Source organism: Methylosinus trichosporium OB3b (assembly GCF_002752655.1).
In the GTDB taxonomy this organism is placed as follows: domain Bacteria; phylum Pseudomonadota; class Alphaproteobacteria; order Rhizobiales; family Beijerinckiaceae; genus Methylosinus; species Methylosinus trichosporium.
The window spans coordinates 433,610-449,000 of sequence record NZ_CP023737.1 but is presented as its reverse complement, the minus strand read 5'-3'; the positions used below and the strand labels follow the sequence as shown (position 1 = coordinate 449,000).

General features: G+C 63.6%; 13 protein-coding genes. 4 read left to right on the top strand and 9 right to left on the bottom strand.

Features of this window, described 5'->3' with window-relative positions:
- Nucleotides 1–23 precede the first annotated feature (23 nt).
- The gene (locus tag CQW49_RS24270; RefSeq protein WP_155931222.1) at nucleotides 24–203 is read right to left on the bottom strand and encodes a hypothetical protein; all 180 of its coding nucleotides are present in this window, start codon (nucleotides 201–203) and stop codon (nucleotides 24–26) included.
- Between CQW49_RS24270 and tuf the strand changes: the two genes are divergently transcribed.
- Nucleotides 196–1,386 carry an elongation factor Tu gene (tuf, locus tag CQW49_RS02140; protein WP_024749352.1) on the top strand — a complete coding sequence of 397 codons (1,191 nt, stop codon included), beginning with the start codon at nucleotides 196–198 and terminating at the stop codon, nucleotides 1,384–1,386. The genes CQW49_RS24270 and tuf overlap by 8 nt on opposite strands.
- Nucleotides 1,387–1,505: 119 nt before the next feature.
- On the opposite strand, the gene CQW49_RS02135 is transcribed toward tuf, so the two are convergent.
- The 5 genes from CQW49_RS02135 to CQW49_RS02115 form a co-directional block, all read right to left on the bottom strand.
- Nucleotides 1,506–4,262: a TonB-dependent receptor domain-containing protein gene (locus tag CQW49_RS02135; RefSeq protein WP_003612739.1), complete on the bottom strand. Its 2,757-nt coding sequence runs from the start codon at nucleotides 4,260–4,262 to the stop codon at nucleotides 1,506–1,508.
- 86 nt (nucleotides 4,263–4,348) lie between these two features.
- Complete coding sequence (locus CQW49_RS02130) at nucleotides 4,349–5,287, bottom strand: FecR family protein (RefSeq protein WP_003612741.1); 939 nt, start codon at nucleotides 5,285–5,287, stop codon at nucleotides 4,349–4,351.
- Nucleotides 5,288–5,408: 121 nt separating this feature from the next.
- A complete protein-coding gene (locus CQW49_RS02125; protein WP_003612743.1) occupies nucleotides 5,409–5,951 on the bottom strand; it encodes an RNA polymerase sigma factor in 543 nt (180 codons plus the stop codon).
- 87 nt (nucleotides 5,952–6,038) lie between these two features.
- Entirely contained in the window at nucleotides 6,039–6,425 is a 387-nt protein-coding gene (locus tag CQW49_RS02120; protein WP_003612744.1) for a hypothetical protein, read from the bottom strand.
- Nucleotides 6,426–6,594: 169 nt separating this feature from the next.
- Nucleotides 6,595–6,792: a hypothetical protein gene (locus CQW49_RS02115; RefSeq protein WP_003612745.1), complete on the bottom strand. Its 198-nt coding sequence runs from the start codon at nucleotides 6,790–6,792 to the stop codon at nucleotides 6,595–6,597.
- A gap of 152 nt (nucleotides 6,793–6,944) precedes the next feature.
- On the opposite strand from CQW49_RS02115, the gene CQW49_RS02110 reads away from it, so the two are divergent.
- Nucleotides 6,945–7,736, top strand: a complete 792-nt coding sequence (locus tag CQW49_RS02110; RefSeq protein WP_099831726.1) for a DUF1499 domain-containing protein — start codon at nucleotides 6,945–6,947, stop codon at nucleotides 7,734–7,736.
- Nucleotides 7,737–8,045: 309 nt separating this feature from the next.
- Nucleotides 8,046–8,846, top strand: a complete 801-nt coding sequence (locus tag CQW49_RS02105) for an alpha/beta hydrolase (RefSeq protein WP_157926057.1) — start codon at nucleotides 8,046–8,048, stop codon at nucleotides 8,844–8,846.
- A gap of 9 nt (nucleotides 8,847–8,855) precedes the next feature.
- On the opposite strand, the gene CQW49_RS02100 is transcribed toward CQW49_RS02105, so the two are convergent.
- Nucleotides 8,856–9,680: a class I SAM-dependent methyltransferase gene (locus CQW49_RS02100; protein WP_003612748.1), complete on the bottom strand. Its 825-nt coding sequence runs from the start codon at nucleotides 9,678–9,680 to the stop codon at nucleotides 8,856–8,858.
- A 100-nt stretch (nucleotides 9,681–9,780) separates the two neighbouring features.
- The gene (locus CQW49_RS02095; RefSeq protein WP_003612749.1) at nucleotides 9,781–10,674 is read right to left on the bottom strand and encodes an MBL fold metallo-hydrolase; all 894 of its coding nucleotides are present in this window, start codon (nucleotides 10,672–10,674) and stop codon (nucleotides 9,781–9,783) included.
- 553 nt (nucleotides 10,675–11,227) lie between these two features.
- On the opposite strand from CQW49_RS02095, the gene CQW49_RS24265 reads away from it, so the two are divergent.
- Nucleotides 11,228–12,130 carry a hypothetical protein gene (locus CQW49_RS24265; protein ID WP_155931223.1) on the top strand — a complete coding sequence of 301 codons (903 nt, stop codon included), beginning with the start codon at nucleotides 11,228–11,230 and terminating at the stop codon, nucleotides 12,128–12,130.
- Between the two features lie 15 nt (nucleotides 12,131–12,145).
- On the opposite strand, the gene CQW49_RS02085 is transcribed toward CQW49_RS24265, so the two are convergent.
- The gene (locus tag CQW49_RS02085; protein WP_003612751.1) at nucleotides 12,146–15,343 is read right to left on the bottom strand and encodes an error-prone DNA polymerase; all 3,198 of its coding nucleotides are present in this window, start codon (nucleotides 15,341–15,343) and stop codon (nucleotides 12,146–12,148) included.
- Nucleotides 15,344–15,391 lie beyond the last annotated feature (48 nt).

Below are 15,391 nucleotides of genomic sequence, written 5' to 3'. Positions count from 1 at the left end.
TCCGATCGAACGAATGAACAGCGTCATCGATCGGTCGCATCACCGACATAGATCGTGACGGCGAAGGTCGCGGCGGCCTTCGCCGCCGACGCGCCGATCCGGCCGGGCGAACATACTTGAAGATTGCCGGCAACCGCCGTAAAGGCACGCGCGCGGGCCGGACGGAGCGCCGCGACCTCAGCTGGAAACGGAACCATGGCCAAGGAAAAGTTCTCTCGCACGAAGCCGCATTGCAACATCGGCACGATCGGACACGTCGACCATGGCAAGACGTCGCTGACGGCGGCGATCACCAAGGTTCTGGCCGAGAGCGGCGGCGCGACCTTCACGGCCTATGACCAGATCGACAAGGCCCCCGAGGAGCGCGCGCGCGGCATCACCATCTCGACGGCGCATGTCGAATATGAGACGCAGAACCGCCACTACGCCCACGTCGACTGCCCCGGCCACGCCGATTATGTGAAGAACATGATCACCGGCGCCGCGCAGATGGACGGCGCCATTCTGGTCGTGTCCGCCGCCGACGGCCCGATGCCGCAGACGCGCGAGCACATTCTGCTCGCCCGCCAGGTCGGCGTGCCGGCGCTGGTCGTGTTCCTGAACAAGGTCGACATGGTCGACGATCCGGAGCTGCTCGAGCTCGTCGAGCTCGAGGTGCGCGAGCTTCTGTCGAAATACGAGTTCCCCGGCGACGATATTCCGATCGTCAAGGGCTCGGCTCTGTGTGCGCTCGAGAATAAGAATCCCGAGCTCGGCCATGACGCGATCATGAAGCTGATGGCCGAGGTGGACGCCTATATTCCGCAGCCGGAACGTCCGAAGGATCAGCCCTTCCTGATGCCGGTCGAGGACGTGTTCTCGATCTCGGGCCGCGGCACGGTGGTGACGGGCCGCATCGAGCGCGGCGTGGTCAAGGTCGGCGAGGAAGTGGAGATCGTCGGCATTCGCGCGACGACGAAGACGACGGTGACCGGCGTCGAAATGTTCCGCAAGCTGCTCGATCAGGGCGAGGCGGGCGACAATGTCGGCTGCCTGCTGCGCGGCACCAAGCGCGAGGACGTGGAGCGCGGTCAGGTTCTGTGCAAGCCGGGCACGGTGAAGCCGCACACCAAGTTCAAGGCCGAGGCCTATATTCTGACGAAGGAGGAGGGCGGCCGCCATACGCCGTTCTTCACCAATTATCGTCCGCAGTTCTACTTCCGCACGACGGACGTGACCGGCATCGTGACGCTTCCGGAAGGCGTCGAAATGGTGATGCCGGGCGACAATGTCTCGATGGATGTCAGCCTCATCGTGCCGATCGCCATGGAGGAGAAGCTGCGCTTCGCCATCCGTGAAGGCGGCCGCACCGTCGGCGCCGGCGTCGTCGCGAGCATTATCGAGTAAGCGGACGCGAGCCTTAAGGCTCGCCCGACGTCGAAGAAAAGGCCGCCTACCTTCTCCCGCTTGCGGGAGAAGGAGCGCGCGCTTCGATCAGAGGCCACGGCCGCTGATCGCCTTTTTCATCAGAATTTGAACTTCACCCCGCCGATGAAGGCGCGGGGCGAGCCGGCGATGATCGACGCGCCGGTGGAGTTGGCGAGATCCGCCGCCGGCGTCTGCTGCGTGGTTCCGGCGATCAGCGTGTTCGCCAGTGTGTTCGCGCCCGCCACATAGGTGCGGTCGAAGAGGTTCTTCACGTCGAAATACAGATCGAATCTCTTGAGGAACGAGCCGACGATCTCGCGGCCATAGTGGACGTCGAGATTGACGAGGCCATAGCTCGGGATCGTCACCAGATTGGCGTTGTCGATCGCATAATCGCTCTTATAGATATATTCGACGAATGCGCCGAGCCCCCTCAGATCCCCGCCGGGAATGTCATAGCCGAGGCGGCTCGTGAGCGTATGCATCGGCACGTTGGGGATGCGCTTGCCGGCGCGGTCATAGGCGACCGTGGCCGAGAGATTGTCATGGAAGTCGGTGAAGAACTGATCATTGTAGCTATAGGCGCCGATGAGACGCCAGCCGTCGAACGGCCGCCAGTCGACGCTCGCCTCGAAGCCGCGATGGATCGAGGCCGGCGCATTCAATTGATAGCTCACGAGTCCATTGGCCTGTGTGAGAATCTCGTTGCGGAACCATTCATGATAGCCGGTGAGGCTGATGATCAGATTGTCCGTCGGAGTGAAGTCGACGCCGAGGTCGACGCCCATATTGGTCTGCGCCTGCAGCGACGCGTTGTTGCCGGCGCCCGTCGGCGTGTTGGTGAGATACATGAAATTCGGCGTGCCATAGCCGGTCGCATAGCGTGCGCGGAATTGCCATTCGGGACTGTAGCGCCAGGTGAGCGACGCCTCCGGCGCAGTGTTCCAATAATCATTGTCGACGCCGACCCGCGTCGGCGCCAGCGCTGCGCCGGTGATCGCGAAATTATTGACGGTGTAGACGCCGGCGACGCGGCTCCAATTGGCGCTGAAGCCGATCGCCGCGGTGAGCTGCGGGGTGAGCGCGATTTCCTCGCGCGCGCGGAGGCCGATGTTGGAGTGATAGGATTCGATATTGCCGATCCCGCCGCCCGTCGCGCCATAGCCCCATACATCGGGAACTTGCGAGAAAAGCGGATTCACGGTCTTCAGATCGTTGTAGAAGAAGCCGAGGTAATGCGTCGCCGGCAGGCCGAGCAGCGCGCCGTGGTTCGTCACATCGGTCGAGATGTTGACGCCATAGGACGGGCCGCGGATCGCCACCGGCCCGCCGAGTCCGCCGAGGAAAGCGGGGCCGACCTTCGGCGGCGGCCAAGTGCTGTTGATATAGTCCTGATAATCGTAGGTGAATTGCGTGCGCCACGTCGTGGCGTTGTCGAAATCATGCTCGTAGCGCAGGCCGACGATGTCGCGCGCCACATGCCAATGCGTGCCGAGCTGCCAAACGCTCTGATTGACGAGGCCGGAGGTCGCGCTCGTATAGGCGCCATTGGCGGGCACGAAGAGATTGTTGCAGTACGGTCGATTGCCGGTGGTGGCGATCCGGCAGTCGATGCTCTTGCCATAGGGATTGGTGTAGAATTGGGTCAGCGAGCTGCGGTTCATGAACTCCGCGAAGGAATTATTGAAGATGAATTTGAACGTCAGCCGATCGGTCGGAGCGGGACTCCAGGTGGCGAGGACCTTGCCTTGCTCGAACTCATGGGCGCCGCGCGCCAGATAGCCGTCGCCGCGCAGATCCGAGCCGAACAGCGAAATGTCGAAATCGCCCAGCCGAGGGTCGGAGATTTTCCTGCCGGCGCGCAGGTAATTATTGATGTAGCCGAAGCTGCCGAATTCCGAGCCAGTCTCCGCGCCGTCGATCTCGGCGCCCGTGAAGCTGCGGAAATTGAACGCGCCGCCATAGGCGTGATTGCCGAACATTGCGGAAGAGGGGCCGCGATAGACGTCGATTCCGGAGAATGCGTGCGGGTCGAGCATGTCGGTGCGGCCGTTGCCGTCCGCCGTGACGATCGGAAATCCGTCCTCGAGCATCATGATGTTGCGGACGGAGAAAGGGTATGTCGTGCCGAGCCGATTGCCGGAGCCGCGGATCGACGGCATTAATTCACGCGGAATGGTGCCCTGGCCGAGCGACACGCCGGGACTATATTGCAGCATCTCCTGCACCGTCGCCAATGGCGTCGTCTCGAGGAAGCGATGATCGACGGTCGTCACCGTCTGGCCGGGCGGGTCGCGATAGATCGGCTCGCGCGCGCGGGCGGCGTCGAATCCCGGGGCGCTGGAGCTTCCGCTCACGCGCTTGCGCTCCTCGGCGCCGATGTCGATCGGCGGCAGCGCGGCGGCGTCGACGGCGTCGCTCATCGCGCCGGTCGCCGCCTGCGCGAGAATGATCGACACGGAGCGGCCGTTGCTGGACAGCCGATAGGTGAGGCCGGTCCCCGACAGCAGCCGCTCGAGCCCCTCGATGACGGAATAGGAGCCCGAGACGCCGCGCGTCCGGATGGACTCTGTGAGGCGGATGTCGAAGACGACATGGAGCTCGCTGCGATCGGCGAAGGCCGCGAGCGCGCTCTCCATCGATCCTGCGGGAATATGATATTCGCGCAGATCGCCATTGCGCTCATGCGGCGAGATGGACGCCTGCGCGGGATGCACCGGCGCGTCCGCGCCCATGCTCATCACGCTCAGCGCCAAGGCGATCGCCGTCGAGCTCATATGCGCGCCCCTGCCTCTACGCTTGTTCCTCGCCATCGCCTGTTCGTCCTGTCCTTGCCAATGCCCGACCTCGAGCATTGCTTTCTCGCGACAGGACGCAGCAGGCCGAGAACGCGGAACCTCCTTCACGAAAAAAAATGCAAGAGCTCGGCACGGGCGAGGCGTCAGTACAGCAGGATCATATAGCGAGTGAGATGGATCGCCCGGAGACCGAGCGACGTCTCGATCTCCTGCAGCGACTGCAGCGCGTCATCGGCGCCGAACACGCCGGAAACCCGCCGCTCGCAGATCGACCGTTCGACGCAGTAGACGAAGCCGCGATGATAGCGGCCGATCGCGGCGAGCACGTCGCGAAGCGGCTTCTTGGTCACGATCAGCTTGCCGCGCCGCCAGGCGGTGACCTGGTCCACATTCACCGGTTCGGGCGACCGTGCGGCGGCGTCCGGCTCGAAGGCGCTCTGGCGCCCCTCGTCGACGACGACGGAACGCCCTCCGCTGGACAGGCTGACCCGATGCTCGGTCACGGTGACGCGCGCGCCAGCCCCTTCGAGCGCGACGTCGAAGGCGGTGCCGAGCGCGGTCACGGCGCCGCCGCCGGCCTCGACGATGAAGGGACGCGAGACGTCCGGCGCGACTTCGAACCAGGCTTCGCCGCTCAGCAGGGCGAGCCGACGCTCGCCGGGACTGTAGCGGAGAGCGATCGCGGATCGGGAATCGAGCAGGACGCGCGAGCCGTCGTCGAGCGTGACGAGCTTGCGCTCGCCCGCGCCGGCGAAATGGTCCGCGCGCAGACGCGTGGCGATCTCGTCGAAGGATGCGAAGAGCGCGAGAGCCGCCGCCGCGACGCCCGCCAAAGCGGCGACGCGGATGCGCGGGAGGCGGCGTCGCGGCCGTTCGGCGCGGGACGGACTCATCACCGCCAAATCGCCGTACATGCTCAGCACCTCGTCGAAGGCGACGGCGTTGGCCGCATCTTCGGCGAGCCAGGCGTCGAGCTCGGCCTTCTCATCGGGCGCGAGAGGACCCTCGCGCAGCCGCACGAACCATTCTATGGCGGCGTCCCCCGCCGCATCCGATTCCGGCTCTTTCTGGCCGTTGCTCATGTGTCGAACCGTCCTCTCGCCCGATCGCGGCCGCCGCTCGCCGAGCCGGAGTCGACCACTCGGCTCCGCGGATGAGGAGACGCAGCCGCGAGGCGATGCGGAACCTCGCATGCGGAAGAATTCATTCGATCGGGCTCCTCAGCGCGGCGCGGCAGACCTTCAGCGCGAGGGTGACATGCTTTCTCGCCATCCGGTCGGAAATCTCCATTCGCAGCGCCACCTCCTTCAAGGGCATGTCGTGATAGATATGCAATTCGAACGCTTCGCGGCAGCGCGGCGGCAGCGTGTCGACCGCCTTGCGCAGCAGCGCCGTTCGCCGCTCGAGCTCGATCCGCTCTTCCGGCGATGTCTCGGCCGAGGGCAGCTCGACGAAGAAATCGCCGATCTGGAGGCGGCGCTCCTCCGTCCGGCGGCGGCGCGCGAAGTCCCGCGCCAGATTGACCGCGATACGTTTCAGGAACGCCGGCGGATCGTCGATGGCGTCCAGCCGGTCGTGCCGGATCAGCCGCAGGAACGTCTCCTGCAAAAGGTCGGGCGCGTCCGCGGCGCCGACCTTGCGGATCAAATAGCCGAGCAGATCGCCCCGATGGGCGAGGAACAGCGCGCGAAGCCGCCACGGCTTGGCCCGAGCCGAGGGCTCGCCGTCCGAAATCCCATGAGCCACGGAAGCTCCGTCCCGATGCTGCGCAGATGCGCGGTCCGAAAGTGTGACGCGCCGACGCGGCGTCGGCGCGGTCGCGGGCGTCGGCGATCAGGACGGGAAGGGAGGAGCGCGCGAGGACCAGGAACTGGCCCAGCCGAGTGGAGGCGCGCGGGCCGAGTCGGCGTCTCTGGACCAGATGGACCAGCGGACGCCGAACGGGACGAAGACGCGCGTCTTGGAGGGCTCGACGGCCGCCGGCCCCGGCGTCTCTCGGCTCGCGCATTGGAGACAATGATCCTCGGCGCCATGGCGCGTGATCGGCGCGTCGTCGCTGGCGCCGACGCAGCGCGTCGCGGAGACGCCGGCGCCGAAGGCGCCGCTGGCGCGAGCCGCCGCGGCGCCGACGAGGGCGAGCGCCTGCAGCGCAAAGAGGAGAGCCGCCGCGCCGGCGACGAGCCGGCGCGCCATCGGGCGCGGGGAGAGCAGCTTCCTCATCCCGACGAAAATAAATCCGTCGAATTTCCGCGGTCAACGAGCGGATGCGAAAAGCGTCGATATTCGAGGCGCTGTTGCGACGAGGCCACAGTTCGGCGGCTCGTCGCCCGTTCGTTAGCCGATCATCGCTGTCAATTGCGAGATATGCGCGAGGCTGACCGGTCGCCGGTCAGGCGGCGAGGTCTTCCTCGAGGATGGCCGGGATTTGCGCCTGTGGCGGCTGCTCGGGCTCGCTCGAATAGGTCATCACATCCAGCGCCGCGGCCACCGCCGAAAGGCCGATCTCCCGATAGAGGCGGGCGAGCAGATCCTGGGGACGATCACTGGCGCGCGGCTCGCTGAAATCCTTCGCGAAGACATTGGACATGGCTCGAACTCTGCTACTGGTCGTGGTTAGGGAGGAATTGATTTAAACTCTCGCTTTCCCGAGTTAAGGATGCGTAAATCTCCCGACGCCGTTCACAGGCGCGGCCGCGCCGGTTCGGAAACCGCGGTGGCGACGGCGCGGCGATCGGTGCTATGTTTTCTTCCATGCTGCTGCGCCAGATTCCCGAGGAGCCGGTTTCCAACGCCGCCGTCTGGTGCCGCCGGCTGGGGCTGTTCTCGGTTCCGGTCGCGGCCATAGCGGTGGCGCTCGCGCGCACCCATGCGGTCGAGCCACAGGCGAGCCTCGCCGTGGTCGGCGGAGCGATCCTCATCGCGCTCATCGCGATGCTCCTGTTTTTCGCCGCCTGCGTCATCATCTGGCAGACCGGCCGGCGCGGCCTCGGCGACGCGCTCATCGGCTTCCTGCTCGCGGCGCTGACGCTCGGCTATCCAGCCTATCTCGCCGCGGAGGCCGTGCGCCTGCCGGTGCTCTCCGATATTTCCACCGATCTCGCCGACCCGCCGCAATTTTCGCTGTCGAGCGCCGCCTTGCGGGCGCGCCAATCCTATCGGCCTCGGGCGTTTTCGCCGGATGCGGCGGAGGCGCAGCGCGCTGCTTACGCCGACATCGAGCCGATCGTCGTCGACCTCGAGGCCGATGAGGCGTTTCAGCTCGTGCTCGACACGGCGAAGAAGCGCGGCTGGCGCATCGTCGACCAGCGTCCGCCCAATGGCCGTTCCGGCGTCGGCCATATCGATTTCATGGACCGTACTCTGGTGATGGGCTTCGATGACGACATCACCGTGCGTCTACGGCCGCTCGCCGGCCAGACGCGCATCGACATGCGCTCGACCTCGCGCAACGGCCGCCATGACTTCGGCGCCAATGCGAAGCGTATCCGGCAGCTCGCGGAAGAGCTGCAGGAAGGGCTGACCGACCGCTGACCGCCGCCGCCGCGCGCCTCGATCGCGCCCCGCCACGGCTCGACCTGTTTCCTTCCACAAGATGGACAAGTCGGTTTTTGCTCCCAGCTCTCTCGTGAGGCTGGGCGCTCATGCGTCGCGCACCGCGCATGTGGAAAAGCAAAAAAGCTAGTCCTGAGTGATACTTGAGCTTGCTCGTAGCAATATGGCATAGTTTTTCGCGGCCGAGCGGGGCGATGAGCGACGAATTCGCGGAGGGTGAGGCGGTTGATGCACGGAGGGGACCAGACGGCGCGAGGCTCCCCCGCTTCGGGACCGGCCCGTTTGGAGGTGATCAGCAGATCAGGCGGCGGCGTCGACCACGGCTCGCCGCCGCTCTTATTCGTGCATGGCGGATGGCACGGCGCATGGTGCTGGGAATATCGCGGATTTCTCGACCGCGTCGCGCAAAAGGGGCTCGACGTTCACGCTTTGAGCCTGCGTGGGCATGGCGCGAGCGCCGGTCACGACCGTCTGCGCATGACGCGGGTGCGTGATTATGTCGACGATCTCGAGGAAGCGACGACCGGGCTGCGCGCGCCACCGGTGATCATCGGCCATTCGATGGGCGGCTTCGTGACGCAGAAGCTGATGGAGCGGCGGCGCCTGCCCGGCGTCGTGCTGCTCGCATCGGCGCCGCCCTTTGGGGTCGCGAGGCTCTTGTGCAAGCTGCTCCACATCGATCCGCTCGGCCTGCTGCGCGTCCATCTGACCCTGCGCCTGCGCCCGATGGTGGCGACGCCGGATCGGGTGCGCCGCCTGTTCTTCTCGGCCTCGATGTCCGACGCCGAGGTCGACCTGTTCGCCTCGAAAATGGGCGACGAGGCTTTTCTCGCTTATCTCGATCTGTTGTTCCTGGACTTGTGCAAGCCGGCGAAAGGCACGCCGGTGCGGGTGATGGGCGCCGAGAAGGACGAAATCTTCTCCGTCGCGACCACGAAGCGCATCGCCGCCGCCTATGGCGTCGAGTCGACAATTTTTCCGGATATGGCGCATGATATGATGCTGGAGCGGGGGTGGGAGAGCGTCGCCGACGCCATCGCCGATTGGGTCATCGGCGGCTGCCGTCCGCAGGCGGCGACGCCCATCTGAGGAGCTGGCTCAGCTCGGCTTGACCGCCCAGGCGCCCACCATCAGCGGCCCCAGCACCATGGCGCCGATCTCGTCCGCCTCTCGCCGCACCCGCTGCTCCAGCGTCTCGCAATCGATCTCGGCCTCGGTCGCCACCTTCGTCTCGACCATTGCCGGCGCGAGGCTGCGGATCGTCGCGGCGAGCCACGCCGGGCAGAAGCCGCTGCCGCCATGCTCCATCCGGGTCGTGCCCAGCAGCGATGGCGCGAGGCCGGCGGCGGTGAACACCTGGCCGAGCGAGGCGCCGATGCGCGGATGAAAGCCGCGGCGCTCGAACACCAGATTCATGCGGACGACCGCCTCCGCCATGGACGGCGTTTCCGGAACGGTGCCGGCGCGCGAGAGGTCCGGCTCCTGAAACGCGACGATGCCGCCGGGGACGACATAGGACAGCAAATGCCGCAGCCCAGCCGCAGGATCGGGAAAATAGATCATGACCAGCCGGCCGATCAGCGCGTCGAATTTGTCGTCGAAGCCGATCTCGGGCAGCTCGGCGCGACGAAACTCGACATTGGCGAGCTCGGCCGCTGCGGCCTTGGCCCGCGCGCGATTCAAGCCTTCCGCATCGCGATCGACGCCGACGACCGATCCGCTCGGACCGACGAGGCGCGCCGCCAGCAGCGACACGTCTCCCATGCCGCAGCCGATGTCGAGCACCCTCATGCCCGGGCGCAGGCCGGCGCGCCGGAGCATGTCCTCGGTCAGATCATTCAAGAACGCAGCCTGCCTTTCGAGCCTATCGGCCTCCACGGAGGTGTAGCCGAGCGGATAGACGGCCTCGTCTTGTCCTGCCATGTCTAACCCTTGATTGTCCTAAGAATGAACGATCGCCGGATCATATTTAAAGAGCGCGCAGCTGTCTAACGTCGAATTCGTGTCCGCTTTGTGTCTGGTCTCACTCGGTCTTGAAGTATCGCGCCGCTGGCGTCGGCGCGCCGTCGCAGCGGGCGAGGCCGCGCTCGACGAGGTCCTCGAGATGCGCGAACACCGACAGAGCCGCCGCGCCGTGCAGACGCGAATCCGTTCCTTCATAGATGCGCGCGACAATGATCGGGATGGTCTCGTCGCCGGCCTCGAGCCTTTGCAGAATGGCCTGCTCGCGCTGGCGGCGATGATGCATGAGAGCGCGCGCGTAGCGTTGCGGCTCCAGCACCGGGCCGCCATGCGCCGGCCAATAGATCGTGTCGCCACGCGCGCGCAGCTTCTCCATCGAGGCGAGATAATCGCCCATCGCCCCGTCGGGTGGCGCGATCACCGTCGTCGCCCAGCCCATCACATGATCGCCGGTGAACAGCGCGCCGGTCTCGCGCAGCGCGAAGCAGAGGTGATTGGTCGTATGGCCAGGAGTCGCCACCGTTTCGATGGCGAGGCCGCCGAAAGCGATGGTCTCGCCATCGGCGAGAACGCGATCCGGCGCATAATCGCGATCATGCGCGGCGTCGAGTCCGGGGCCGGTCACGGCGAGATCGGGCGGCGGCGCATAGGCCGCGCAGCCGGCGACGACGGCGCCCGTGCGCGCCTGCAGAAGACGCGCGGCGGGCGAATGGTCGCGATGCGTATGGGTGACGAGGATGTAGCGCAGCCGCTCGCCCTCGATCGCCGCGAGCAGCGCCTCGACATGCGAATCGATCGCCGGCCCCGGATCGACGATCGCGACATCGCCGTCGCCGAGAATATAGCTGCAAGTGCCGGTGAAGGTGAAGGCGCCCGGATTGGGCGCGACGATGCGGCGCGTCGCCGGCGCGACGCGGACGAGCGCGCCCGGCGGGGCGTCGAATATCGTGACCATATCAACAGTGCTCAGCGATACGATCCTTTTGCTGGGCTAGCGCAGCCAAGTTTTGGTATATAAGCTTGATATCGGATAGCCAACCGCCGTGATGAGATATGGCGACTCGGCAGCAATGCGGAACAAGCCGCGAACAAACAGGACAAGTTGCTGTCAGCTGTGAGAAAAATAGCATATAACGCCTCGGTGTCGCGGTAATATCTTAGGAATCGGCCTAATGTCGGATCTGCTTGAGCAACAGGCTAGTATAGCTACGTCGCGGAGTACCTCGTATGTTAAGTATGTAATGCATTTTTTCGCAATAATATTTTGGATATATGTCGTCATAAAGTTATTTGTATTTGACATAGATGTGTTTGTTATCGGAATCATAGCAAATAATTTATTGTGGATTCTTGACTATAAAATTTTTTCAATAATTTTCGCGGTTGCGTTTTCAATGCTTATATTTAGCAGATGGCAAATTGTTAAATTTTTTATGTTTATATTATTTTATCCGGCGATATCTATTATATACTTACCTTTATATATGATTTGGAAGACGAAAAGCTGGATGTTGCTCGTTGCGGTTGTCAATGGATTGGCGGTATTTGTAAACAGTTTCCGACTAAAATTTCTTATGTTTTCTGTATTTCTTGCCTCCATCCTCGTGATCTTAGTATCTCTTGACCAAATGCTTCTTTGGGTGGCCGGGTTCGCGTTGGTTGGATTGAATTGTATAGAGTACATATCATCGATTGTATCTGCATTTAAAATGTCAAAGGTGATAGGAATTTACAAAAAGATTCCAGATATCGGAAAGAAATTTGTTGAGTCAAAGCCATTTTCAGAGAAAATAAAGGACTTACCACCGGTTTGTGAAATGAACCCTAGTCAATTAGCTGCATACCGCGGCAATCTGCAGATATCTTTGATTGTAAGCAGGGCATGTCTTTTTTCTGCAACAATTCTTAGGGATTATAAGCGTAGTGGATTTCCTGCGATATCTGGTGCTGTAGCAACGCTATTTTTATTTATTTATACGGTTGTTGTATTTTTTGCAGTAAATTTAGCGATTTGTAAGATAGATATTGATTCTTTTAAGTATGACGAAATTGGGTTTCCTTCGATGTTTACGTTTTTTCATTATAGCTTTAATACAATGGTATTTGCGTCAACGCGCGAGCTGATGGCGGTTTCTCCGTTATCGTATGCGGCCAATATGATACAAATATTATTTGTTATTGTTTTGTCAGTAGTATTTGTATCACAATTGATCGCTACTCGGCGGCAGAAATTTACGGAGGAGCTGGATGATGTCATTGAAAAAATACGTCTAAGCGTCGAGGAAATGGAACAAAATATCTATAAGGAATATGGAGTTGGAACCTGGGAGGGGGCTATCGCTGAGATTAAAAAAATGGAACAAAGCATGGCTGAGCTTCTTTTATTTCTGAGCAGCAAAGTTCAGCTGTAAATTTATTTCGGCTAATTACTGGAAATTCCGCCCCTTCGGCATGGCCTCGCGCGCCTTCGCCGCGCGCGAATGCTCGAGCAGGCGCAGATCGGCGCTCATATCCTCGATCTTCTGCGCGATCACATGCACGACGCCGGATTCGTTCTGCACGCGGCCCGTCACCGAAACGAGTCGTGAGCCGATCACTTCCGGCCGCTGGCGCTCGAATAATTTGGGCCAGACGACGATATTGGCGACGCCCGTCTCATCCTCGATGGTCATGAAGACGACGCCGCTCGCCGAGCCCGGACGCTGGCGCACCAGCACGAGGCCGGCGACCATGACGCGCGCGCCGTCGCGCACGGAGGTCGGACCGCCGCCGAGCGCGGAGCAGGGGACGATCCCCTTCGCCGCGAGCCGCTGGCGCAGAAACGCCACGGGATGCGCCTTCAGCGACAGCGACAAAAACCGATAATCCTCGATCACCTCGGCGCCCGGCGGCAGCGGCGGCAGATGCGCGTCCGGCTCCTGCGGCGCGAAGGCGAGATCGCGCAAGAGCGGCAGATCGTCCTTGTCGCCGACGCGATTGAGTCCCTGCACGGCCCAGAGCGCGTCGCGTCGCGGCAGGCCGAGCGAGGCGAAGGCGCCGGCCTCGGCGAGGCGCTCCAGCACGGCGGGCGAGAGCTCGCCGCGCAGCCACAGATCGCGCACGGAATCATAACCGGCGCCGCGGCGCGCGACGAGGCGGCGCATGTCCTCCTCCTTCACTCCGACGATCTGGCGAAAGCCGAGACGCACATCCTGCGTCGCGCGAATGTCCTGCGCCATCGCTACATGGCGTGGATGCAGCCGCGTCTCGCCGGCGCGCGGCGTCAGCGTGCAATCCCAATCGGAGAAATTGACGTCGACCTCATGCACGCCGACGCCATGTTCCTGCGCGTCGCGCACGATCTGCGCCGGCGCATAGAAGCCCATCGGCTGCGAGTTCAAGAGCGCGCAGCAGAACACATCCGGATAGCGGCATTTGAGCCAGGCCGAGGCATAGACGAGCAGGGCGAAAGAAGCGGCGTGGCTCTCGGGAAAGCCATAGGAGCCGAAGCCCTCGATCTGGCTCCAGCAGCGTTCGGCGAAGTCGCGGGCGTAACCGCGCGCGACCATGCCAGACAGCATTTTTTCGCGGAACAGTCCGATCGTGCCGACGCGCTTGAATGTCGCCATGGCGCGGCGCAGCCGGTCGGCCTCCTCGGGCGTGAAGCCGCCGGCGACGATGGCGATGCGCATCGCCTGCTCCTGGAACAGGGGCACGCCCAGCGTCTTGCCGAGCGCCTGCTCCAGCTCTTTCGACGGATAGGAGACCTTCTCCTTGCCGGTGCGGCGGCGTAAGTAAGGATGCACCATGTCGCCCTGAATGGGGCCGGGGCGCACGATCGCCACCTCGATGACGAGATCGTAGAATTTTTCCGGACGCAGCCGCGGCAGCATCGACATTTGCGCTCGGCTCTCGATCTGGAACACGCCGATCGTGTCGGCGCGCGAGATCATGTCGTAGACGCATTTTTCCTCTGCCGGAATCGTCGAGAGGCGGTGAACGACGCCATAGCGTTCGGCGAGCAGAGAGAGGCCCTTGCGCATGCAAGTCAGCATGCCGAGCGCCAGCACGTCGATCTTCAATATTCCGAGCGCGTCGAGATCGTCCTTGTCCCATTCGATCGTGGTGCGGCCCTCCATCGCCGCCGGCGCCAGCGGGACCACCTCGTCGAGACGCTCGCGTGTGATGACGAAGCCGCCAGTATGCTGCGAGAGATGGCGCGGAAAGCCGGTGAGCTCGCGCGTCAGCTCCAGCGCCTTGGCGAGCCGCGGGTCGCGCATGTCGAGCCCCGCATGCGCGACGCCTTCATCGGAAACGCCGCCGCGAGACGCGCCCCACACATTGCCGGAGAGGCGGGAGACCACGTCGGCCGAGAGGCCGAAGGCCTTGCCGACCTCGCGTATGGCCGAGCGCGAGCGATAGGTGACGACGCTGGCGGTGAGGCCGGCGCGCTCGCGGCCGAAGCGCTCGTAGATGTATTGCATCACCTCCTCGCGCCGCTCATGCTCGAAATCGACGTCGATGTCGGGCGGCTCGTTGCGCGCTGCGGAGACGAAGCGCTCGAACAGAAGATCATGCTTCGTCGGATCGACCTCGGTGACGCCGAGGCAATAGCAGATGACCGAATTGGCGGCCGAGCCGCGCCCCTGCGCGAGAATGCCGCGCGAGCGCGCAAAGCGCACTATGTCGTGGACAGTGAGGAAATAGGCGGCGTAGTTCAATTGCGCAACGAGCTTCAGCTCGTGGCGCAGCAGCGCCTCGACCGTCTCCGGCACGCCGTCCGGATAGCGCGTCTTCGCGCCTTCGCGTGCAAAATGCGCGAGCGCCTCCTGCTCGCTGGAAAAACCTTCGCGCAGCTCGCTCGGATAATGATAGGCGAGATCCGTGAGGCGAAAGGAGAGGCCGTCCAGAAAGCGCGCCGTCTCCGCCACCGCCTCGGGCGCCGCGGCGAACAGGCGCGCCATCTCCTCGCCGCTCTTCAGACAGCGCTCGGCGTTGGCGGAAAGCAGAAAGCCGGCTTCGTCCAGCGTCGTCTTCTCGCGCACGCAGGCGAGAACATCGGCGAGCGGGCGCCGCGCGGGATCATGCATCAGCGGATCATTGACCGCGATGAGCGGCAGCTTCGTCTCCTGCGCGAGCGCGATGCGGCGCAGCAGCGCGGCGCGCATGTCGGGGCCATAGAGCGCCGTGGCCGCGAGCCACAGACGCCCGCGAAAGGCTCGCGCCACGGCGGGCGGAAGCGCGCCATTCTCCATCACGATGATCTGCTGGCCCGCGCCGAAGGCGAGGAGATCGTCGAGCAAGAGACGGCATTCGCCTTTCTCGGCGCGCATATTGCCGCGCGTCAGCAGCCGGCAGAGACGGCCGTAAGCGGCGCGGTCCTGCGGATAGCAGAGAATGTCCGGCGTCTCATCGGCGAAGACGAGGCGCGCGCCGACGGCGAGCCGAAAGCCGGGCGCCGCCTCCGCATGCTCGCGCAGGAAGGAGAAAGCGCGCACGACGCCGGCGAGCGAATTGCGGTCCGCTATGCCGACGCCGCAATGACGTAGCTCGAGGGCGCGCGCCACCATCTCCTCCGGATGCGACGCGCCGCGCAGGAAGGAGAAATTGGTGGCGGTCGCGAGCTCGGCGTAACGGGGCGCCATGGCGAAGCATTGGTGCGCAGGACGGACGAACGCCATTTTGACGCGCGT

Excerpts from the sequence above, each read along its gene's own strand:
- CQW49_RS02085 (WP_003612751.1), bottom strand. The coding sequence starts at position 15,343 with ATGGCGCCCCGTTACGCCGAGCTCGCGACCGCCACCAATTTCTCCTTC.
- CQW49_RS02110 (WP_099831726.1), top strand. The coding sequence starts at position 6,945 with ATGTTTTCTTCCATGCTGCTGCGCCAGATTCCCGAGGAGCCGGTTTCC.
- CQW49_RS24265 (WP_155931223.1), top strand. The coding sequence starts at position 11,228 with ATGTTGCTCGTTGCGGTTGTCAATGGATTGGCGGTATTTGTAAACAGT.
- CQW49_RS02130 (WP_003612741.1), bottom strand. The coding sequence starts at position 5,287 with ATGAGCAACGGCCAGAAAGAGCCGGAATCGGATGCGGCGGGGGACGCC.
- CQW49_RS02135 (WP_003612739.1), bottom strand. The coding sequence starts at position 4,262 with ATGCTCGAGGTCGGGCATTGGCAAGGACAGGACGAACAGGCGATGGCG.
- tuf (WP_024749352.1), top strand. The coding sequence starts at position 196 with ATGGCCAAGGAAAAGTTCTCTCGCACGAAGCCGCATTGCAACATCGGC.
- CQW49_RS02120 (WP_003612744.1), bottom strand. The coding sequence starts at position 6,425 with ATGAGGAAGCTGCTCTCCCCGCGCCCGATGGCGCGCCGGCTCGTCGCC.
- CQW49_RS02115 (WP_003612745.1), bottom strand. The coding sequence starts at position 6,792 with ATGTCCAATGTCTTCGCGAAGGATTTCAGCGAGCCGCGCGCCAGTGAT.
- CQW49_RS02095 (WP_003612749.1), bottom strand. The coding sequence starts at position 10,674 with ATGGTCACGATATTCGACGCCCCGCCGGGCGCGCTCGTCCGCGTCGCG.
- CQW49_RS02100 (WP_003612748.1), bottom strand. The coding sequence starts at position 9,680 with ATGGCAGGACAAGACGAGGCCGTCTATCCGCTCGGCTACACCTCCGTG.